11 protein-coding genes are annotated in these 7,314 nt (G+C 71.2%); 10 read left to right on the top strand and 1 reads right to left on the bottom strand.

All coding sequences use genetic code 11. The features are described 5' to 3' along the window. From A8711_RS09240 to truA, 10 genes are all read left to right on the top strand, one after another. Window positions 1-466 (top strand): M24 family metallopeptidase (locus A8711_RS09240; RefSeq protein ID WP_141707655.1); only part of this gene is annotated, 466 nt, incomplete at its 5' end. Window positions 467-549: 83 nt separating this feature from the next. Beyond that, window positions 550-1,068: a DUF1707 domain-containing protein gene (locus A8711_RS09235; RefSeq protein ID WP_069087965.1), complete on the top strand. Its 519-nt coding sequence runs from the start codon at window positions 550-552 to the stop codon at window positions 1,066-1,068. Window positions 1,069-1,300: 232 nt separating this feature from the next. Continuing rightward, window positions 1,301-1,522 carry a translation initiation factor IF-1 gene (gene infA / locus A8711_RS09230; RefSeq protein ID WP_007073013.1) on the top strand — a complete coding sequence of 74 codons (222 nt, stop codon included), beginning with the start codon at window positions 1,301-1,303 and terminating at the stop codon, window positions 1,520-1,522. A 92-nt stretch (window positions 1,523-1,614) separates the two neighbouring features. Continuing rightward, on the top strand, window positions 1,615-1,728 hold the full coding sequence (rpmJ, locus tag A8711_RS09225) for a 50S ribosomal protein L36 (RefSeq protein ID WP_012184307.1): 114 nt from the start codon (window positions 1,615-1,617) through the stop codon (window positions 1,726-1,728). A gap of 210 nt (window positions 1,729-1,938) precedes the next feature. After that, on the top strand, window positions 1,939-2,319 hold the full coding sequence (gene rpsM, locus A8711_RS09220) for a 30S ribosomal protein S13 (RefSeq protein WP_013288614.1): 381 nt from the start codon (window positions 1,939-1,941) through the stop codon (window positions 2,317-2,319). Between the two features lie 18 nt (window positions 2,320-2,337). After that, a complete protein-coding gene (gene rpsK, locus A8711_RS09215) occupies window positions 2,338-2,745 on the top strand; it encodes a 30S ribosomal protein S11 (RefSeq protein ID WP_013288613.1) in 408 nt (135 codons plus the stop codon). Window positions 2,746-2,759: 14 nt separating this feature from the next. Beyond that, window positions 2,760-3,386, top strand: a complete 627-nt coding sequence (gene rpsD, locus A8711_RS09210; protein ID WP_018784565.1) for a 30S ribosomal protein S4 — start codon at window positions 2,760-2,762, stop codon at window positions 3,384-3,386. 95 nt (window positions 3,387-3,481) lie between these two features. Beyond that, window positions 3,482-4,504 (top strand): DNA-directed RNA polymerase subunit alpha, encoded by a 1,023-nt coding sequence (locus A8711_RS09205; protein WP_007073009.1) that lies wholly within the window; start codon window positions 3,482-3,484, stop codon window positions 4,502-4,504. Window positions 4,505-4,538: 34 nt separating this feature from the next. Further along, window positions 4,539-5,099 carry a 50S ribosomal protein L17 gene (gene rplQ / locus A8711_RS09200; RefSeq protein WP_030501600.1) on the top strand — a complete coding sequence of 187 codons (561 nt, stop codon included), beginning with the start codon at window positions 4,539-4,541 and terminating at the stop codon, window positions 5,097-5,099. Between the two features lie 70 nt (window positions 5,100-5,169). Continuing rightward, window positions 5,170-6,003 carry a tRNA pseudouridine(38-40) synthase TruA gene (truA, locus tag A8711_RS09195; protein ID WP_069087962.1) on the top strand — a complete coding sequence of 278 codons (834 nt, stop codon included), beginning with the start codon at window positions 5,170-5,172 and terminating at the stop codon, window positions 6,001-6,003. A 7-nt stretch (window positions 6,004-6,010) separates the two neighbouring features. Here the strand turns inward: truA and A8711_RS09190 are convergent, their stop codons facing one another. Further along, window positions 6,011-7,222: a hypothetical protein gene (locus A8711_RS09190; protein ID WP_233607764.1), complete on the bottom strand. Its 1,212-nt coding sequence runs from the start codon at window positions 7,220-7,222 to the stop codon at window positions 6,011-6,013. Window positions 7,223-7,314: the final 92 nt, after the last annotated feature.

Below are 7,314 nucleotides of genomic sequence, written 5' to 3'. Positions count from 1 at the left end.
GGCGGTGGCCGAGGACGCGATGTGGGCCGGGATCGCGGCGGCGGCGCGCGGGGCGGCCTCGGGCAAGGGCCGGCTCACCGACATCTCCCACGCGGTCGAGAGCGCGGTCCGCAAGGGCGGCCGGTACGGCATCGTCGACGGCTACGGCGGTCACGGCATCGGCACCGAGATGCACCAGGACCCGCACGTGCTCAACCACGGGCGCCCCGGCAAGGGGCCGCGTCTGGTGCCGGGCCTGGCGCTCGCCATCGAGCCGATGATCACCATGGGTTCGCCGCGTACGGTCGAGCTGGCCGACGGCTGGACCGTGGTGACCCGGGACGGCTCCATGGCGGTGCACGTGGAGCACTCGATGGCGCTGCTGGACGACGGCGTGTGGGTGCTGACCGCCGAGGACGGCGGACGGGGTCGCCTGGGCGACCTGGTGACCGCCCGGCAGACGTCTGTCGACTCTCCGGCGGTCTGAGCGGGCGCACGCCCGTCCCGGGCGCCGTGCTGCGGGCCTGGCGGCCGGATGACATGCTTGCTCCCATGGATGAGCGCAACCGGATGCGGGCGGCCGACGCGGACCGGGAGGCCACCGCGGATCGTCTCCGGGCGGCGCTGAACGAGGGCCGGCTCGACCTGAACGAGTACGACGAGCGGCTGCGCCGGGCGTACGGGGCGAAGACCTACGGCGAGCTGGACGAGCTGCTGACCGACCTGCCCGGTTCCCGGCCGGCGGAGACTTCGCTGCCGGCTCCGCGCACGGCCGGGAAGAGCCCGGCGGTTGATCGGGACCAGGCGGCCGAGAGCACGCGCAGCGTCTGGCTGCTGGGGGTGTGGGGGCCCTGGCTGAAGGTGGCCCTGATCCTCACCGCGATCTGGTTCGTCTCCCAGCTGGGTGAGGGCGAGTTCGACGACTACTGGCCGATCTGGGTGCTCGGCCCGTGGGGCGCCGTGGTGCTCTACCAGACGATCCAGGGGCTGGCGCACGGCGCGCCGGAGAAGGACGCGGAACGCCGGCGGCGCAAGCAGATCGAGCGGGAGGCGCGCCGCCGGGCGAAGCGGGAGCTGCCGGAGACGTGAGCTGCGTCATATTCACGCCCTGCGGGTGACGGTCCCGCCGGTCGGTTTGGCGAGCGCGCGCGGGTCGGCGTACACTTTCAGATCGGCGCACAGCGTCCACTCCGCCATGCCCACCCTGCGCTTCGGTGGGAGTCGGAGCCGCGGCTGGCGCGGGTTTCCTGATCTTGGTCAGTTCTCCCGTGTAAGACGTTGTGGGCCGTCCGGAGTAACCGACGTCAGGACAGCGGAGGACATGCCGAAAAAAGACGGAGCCATCGAGATCGAGGGTCGGGTCATCGAGCCCCTGCCGAACGCCATGTTCCGGGTGGAGCTCGCGAACGGTCACAAGGTGCTGGCTCACATCAGCGGCAAGATGCGGCAGCACTACATCCGCATCCTGCCGGAGGACCGGGTCGTCGTCGAACTCTCGCCGTACGACCTGACCCGCGGGCGCATCGTCTACCGCTACAAGTAAGCCTGACGGCGGCCGGGACGTTCCCGTGTCCGTCTTCGACGTCCGGGTCGCGCTGCGTCGCGCCTCCGGGCCAGATGGGAAGTAAGGCAACCGTGAAGGTCAAGCCGAGCGTCAAGAGGATCTGCAACAAGTGCCGGGTGATCCGCCGGCACGGCCGGGTCATGGTCATCTGCACCGACCCGCGCCACAAGCAGCGCCAGGGCTGACGCCCCACACATCACCAACTCGTCCCAGCCGCGGTCGGGCGCGCAGCGCGTACCCCCTCGTGGTTGACCCCCGGTCGGAGGCCGGGGCCCGCTCGGGCAGCGACCCGTCCCGGTCGCCGGCGTTCGTCGCCGGAAGGACAGGGACGGTCGGGTAGCGGGGTGGGACGGGTCCACACCTCCGCCACAACATCACGAGGAGTACGCCCGCACATGGCACGTCTAGTCGGCGTGGATCTCCCCCGCGAGAAGCGGATGGAGATCGCGCTCACCTACATCTTCGGGGTCGGTCGCACCCGCGCCCTGGAGACGCTCGCCGCGACCGGCATCTCGCCGGACAAGCGCGTTCGGGACCTCACGGACGAGGAGCTCGTCGAGCTCCGGAACCACATCGAGGGCAACTACAAGGTTGAAGGCGACCTGCGCCGCGAGGTCGCCGCTGACATCCGCCGCAAGGTCGAGATCGGCTGCTACGCCGGTATCCGGCACCGCCGCGGTCTGCCCGTGCGTGGCCAGCGCACCAAGACCAACGCGCGGACCCGGAAGGGCCCGAAGCGGACCGTGGCCGGCAAGAAGAAGCCCGGCAAGAAGTAACTAGGAGCGCACAGACTTATGCCACCGAAGGCTCGTGCCGGAGCCGCCGTCAAGAAGGTCCGGCGCAAGGAACGCAAGAACGTCGCCCACGGGCAGGCGCACATCAAGAGCACCTTCAACAACACCATCGTGTCCATCACGGACCCGACCGGTGCGGTCATCTCCTGGGCCTCCTCCGGCCAGGTGGGCTTCAAGGGCTCCCGCAAGTCGACTCCGTTCGCCGCGCAGCTCGCCGCCGAGGCCGCCGCGCGCCGCGCGATGGAGCACGGCATGCGCAAGGTCGACGTGTTCGTCAAGGGCCCCGGCTCCGGCCGGGAGACCGCCATCCGTTCGCTGCAGGCAGTGGGCCTCGAGGTCGGGCAGATCTCCGACGTCACGCCGCAGCCGCACAACGGTTGCCGTCCGCCGAAGCGTCGCCGGGTCTGAGAGGTTAGAGAGAGATGGCTCGTTACACCGGTGCTGACTGCCGCCGTTGCCGGCGGGAGAAGATGAAGCTGTTCCTCAAGGGCAGCAAGTGCGATGGCCCGAAGTGCCCGTTCGAGTCCCGGCCGTTCCCGCCCGGGCAGCACGGCCGCGGCCGCACGAAGGAGACGGAGTACCTGCTCCAGCTTCGTGAGAAGCAGAAGGCCCGTCGTGTCTACGGCGTGCTGGAGAAGCAGTTCCGCGGCTACTACGAAGAGGCCGTGAGCAAGGAGGCCAAGACCGGCGAGGTCCTGCTGCAGATCCTCGAGTCGCGGCTGGACAACGTGGTCTACCGGGCCGGCTACGCCAAGTCCCGGGACATGGCCCGCCAGCTGGTCAAGCACGGCCACTTCACGGTGAACGGCAAGAAGGTCGACATCCCGTCGTACCGCGTCAAGGAGCACGACATCGTCGAGGTGCGTGCCAAGAGCAAGGAGCTCACCCCGTTCCTCGTGGCGCAGGGTGAGGCCGGCTCGCGGACCGTTCCGGCGTGGCTGGAGGCGATCCCGAGCCAGCTGAAGATCCTCGTGCACTCGCTCCCGGCCCGCCAGGTGATCGACACCCAGGTCCAGGAGCAGCTGATCGTCGAGCTCTACTCCAAGTAAGGGCTCGTTGCGGTGGCCCGTCCTCCGGGGCGGGCCACCGGAACAGTTGTGTCGTGGGCGTCAAATAGCGGGCGCCCCGGAAGAGAAGAGAAAAGATGCTCATCAGCCAGCGACCGTCTCTCTCCGAAGAGTCGATCAACGAGACCCGCTCCCGGTTCACCATCGAGCCGCTGGAGCCCGGCTTCGGCTACACGCTGGGCAACTCGCTGCGGCGTACGCTGCTGTCCTCCATCCCCGGTGCGGCGGTCACCTCGATCAAGATCGACGGTGTGCTGCACGAGTTCACCACGATCCCCGGGGTCAAGGAGGACGTGGTCGAGCTCGTCATGAACATCAAGGAGCTGTGCGTCAGCTCCGAGCACGACGAGCCGGTCAGCATGTACCTGCGCAAGCAGGGCCCGGGCGACGTGACCGCCGGTGACATCCAGCCCCCGGCCGGTGTCTCGGTGCACAACCCGGACCTGAAGCTCGCCACCCTCAACGGCAAGGGCCGGCTCGACATGGAGCTGACCGTCGAGCGGGGTCGCGGCTACGTCACCGCGGCGCAGAACAAGCAGGCGGGCGCCGAGATCGGCCGGATCCCGGTCGACTCGATCTACTCGCCGGTGCTCAAGGTGACGTACCGGGTCGAGGCGACCCGTGTCGAGCAGCGGACCGACTTCGACCGGCTGATCATCGACGTCGAGACCAAGCCGTCGATGGGCCCGCGTACCGCGCTGGCCTCGGCCGGCTCGACGCTGGTGGAGCTGTTCGGGCTCGCCCGTGAGCTGGACGAGACCGCTGAGGGCATCGACATCGGGCCGTCCCCGCAGGACGCCCAGCTGGCGGCCGACCTGGCCCTGCCGATCGAGGAGCTGGACCTGACCGTCCGCTCCTACAACTGCCTCAAGCGCGAGGGCATCAACTCCGTTGGTGAGCTCATCGGGCGTACCGAGGCCGACCTTCTCGACATCCGCAACTTCGGCCAGAAGTCGATCGACGAGGTCAAGATGAAGCTCGCCGGGATGGGCCTGGGGCTGAAGGACTCGGCTCCGAACTTCGACCCGGCGCACGTCGTGGACGCCTTCGGTGAGGCGGACTACGACACCGACGACTACCGCGAGACCGAGCAGCTCTAGTCCGCGCTGCCGCCACACCTGAGGAGCACCAAGCATGCCCACGCCCACCAAGGGCCCCCGCCTCGGCGGCAGCCCCGCGCACGAGCGGCTGATGCTGGCCAACCTGGCCACCGCGCTGTTCCAGCACGGCAAGATCCAGACCACCGAGACGAAGGCCCGGCGGCTGCGTCCGCTGGCCGAGCAGCTCATCACCAAGGCCAAGCGCGGCGACCTCGCCTCGCGTCGCCGGGTGCTGGGCGTCGTCAAGGACAAGGACGTGGTCTACGCCCTGTTCGACCAGATCGCGCCCCGGTACGCCAACCGCAACGGTGGCTACACCCGGATCGTGAAGACCGGTCCGCGCAAGGGTGACGCCGCTCCGATGGCGATCATCGAGCTGGTGGAGGAGCTTCAGGTCGCCGAGCCGAAGGCGAACAAGAAGACCGCCGCCCGCAAGGCCGCGCAGCAGGACAAGGTCGAGGCCCTGGCCCCGGCCGAGGAGAAGCCGCGCTCCAGCGAGGGCGACCAGGACGCCGAGGCCCCGGTCTCCGCGTCGGGTGACACCGCCGCCGCCCGTGAGGACAGCGACGAGGCCACCGAGAACGACAAGGCCTGAGATCAGGCTCGACCGGGCCCGGCATCCCCTCGGGGGTGCCGGGCCCGTCGCCGTCGACAGGAGGTACGAGGTGGACGAGCGGATCCGGCTGCGGCTGGACGTCTCGTACGACGGCACGGACTTCTCCGGCTGGGCGCCCCAGCCGACCCGGCGCACCGTGGCCGGCGTGCTCATGCAGACGCTGGACCTGGTGCTCGGCGCGGGCACGGCGACCGGCCTGACGGTGGCCGGGCGTACCGACGCCGGGGTGCACGCCACCGGGCAGGTCTGCCACCTCGACCTGCCCGCCGCGGTGTGGCGGGAGCACGAGGGGCGGCTGCTGCGCCGGCTGGCCCGGCTCCTCCCGCCGGATGTGCGGGTACGCGCCATGACCGAGGTGCCGGCCGACTTCGACGCCCGCTTCTCGGCCACGTTCCGGCGTTACGAGTACCGGGTCACCGACGCCCCGTGGGGCGCCGAGCCGCTGCGCCGCCGGGACACCCTGGCCTGGCCGAAGCCGCTGGACCTCGCGGCGCTGAACGCCGCCGCGGCCGGGCTGGTGGGCGAGCACGACTTCGCCGCGTACTGCCGGCGCAAGGAGAACGCCACCACGCTGCGCGAGGTGACCCGGCTGGACTGGCGGCGCGACCCGGACGGGATCCTGGTCGCCACCGTGCAGGCCGACGCGTTCTGCCAGAACATGGTGCGCAGCCTGGTCGGGGCGATGCTGGTGGCCGGTGACGGGCGGCGGCCGGTGCAGTGGCCGGTCGGCCTGCTGACCCGGCGTGAGCGCTCCAGCGAGGTGACTGTGGCGCCGGCGCACGGCCTCGCCCTGGTCGCTGTGGGCTACCCGGCCGACCCGGCCGAGTACGCCCGCCGCGCCGATCTGACCCGCCGGTTGCGGGTGCCGGTGGCCGAGGGCTGACCGGAGGTCAGTCGGTGCCCCGCTGACCGGCGCTGTCCCCGGCCGACTCCGCGTCGGGCTGCCCGGCCGTTCCGGCCGCCGCACGACGGTCCAGCACAGCCCGGTTGAGGTGCAGCTCGACCATGTCGTACATGATCTCGCGGGCGGCTGCGTCGTCGCTGGGGATGCGTTCCCCGTCGGCGCGCGTGACCAGGCAGTAGGCGACGTAGTGTCCGCGTACCTGCCAGGCGACCCGGGCCGCGGCCTTCTCCACCACCTCGGTGTCGTCGCCCGCCGCCATGCCACGGAACCGTCCCTGGCGCGCGTCGAGCAGCGGCCGGATGCGGTCGCGTACCCGCTGGGCGGTGGCCACGTCGGTGAGGTTGAACAGACCGGCGGTGATCAGGTGGTCGCCGTCGGGGGAGCGGAGCGTGCCCCGCACGACCTGGTTGCAGCCGAGCCGGACCAGCAGGTCGGCGATCTCGCCGGTGGCCGCGACCTGACACTTCGTACTGGCCTGGGTCTTGAGCACCCGGTACGCCGGCTTCCCGTCGGTGAGCACCAGGTCCTTGGTCGGGAAGACCTCCTTGGCGGTGAGCGTCGCCTGGTCGGTGTCCCGGGAGTCCAGGTCGGTGCCGCCGGCCGGGGTGCTCGACTCGCTCGGCTGCGGGGTCGGCTGGCCGGCGGACGGCGTGGCCGTCCGCTCGTCCAGCAGCGCCGCGACGGCGAGCCCGGTGAGCGAGAGCAGCAGCAGTACGGCGGCGCCACCGACGAGCGTCTGCCAGAACCGGCTGCCGCCGTTGCGGCGGTCGGCGCGCCGGGCCCGGGGCAGTTCGGAGACGTCGCCGGCGCGGGCGGTCGGGTTGGCGGGGATCGGCACTGTCGGCCGGTTCGTCGCCGCCGGTACGGGCGCGGGCATGGGTGGCGCGGGCTGCGGCACCGGGGACGGCTCCCGTGGTGGCGCGGGCCGTCCCGGTGTCGGCGCCGGGGTCGGTGGCGCCGGAGCGGGTGCGCGGGTGTCGTCCGCCACCGCCTGCCCGTCGGGGTCGTCCTGCCCGGCCGCGCCGGCCGGCGGCAGCGCCGGTTGCGGGCGCGGCGGCGGGGGCAGCGACGGCGTGGGGAACCGGGAGCGTGACGGACCCGCGGGCGGCGGCGTCGTGGCTGCGGGCCCGTGCGGGGCCGACCCGGGCTTCGGGTACTCCAGGAAGGCGTCCTCATCGGACTCGTACCGGTACACCATGTGGCATAGAGTAGGACTGATTGTCCCTTTCAGGGGTAATATCGGGAAAATCTGGCGGAGTGGCGTCCGGCTCCGCCTCTGACACCGTTGCC

Source organism: Micromonospora sp. II (assembly GCF_001709195.1).
Lineage (GTDB): Bacteria > Actinomycetota > Actinomycetes > Mycobacteriales > Micromonosporaceae > Micromonospora > Micromonospora chalcea.
The sequence above is the reverse complement of the archived record's forward strand: the minus strand, read 5'-3'. Positions and strand labels throughout refer to the sequence as shown.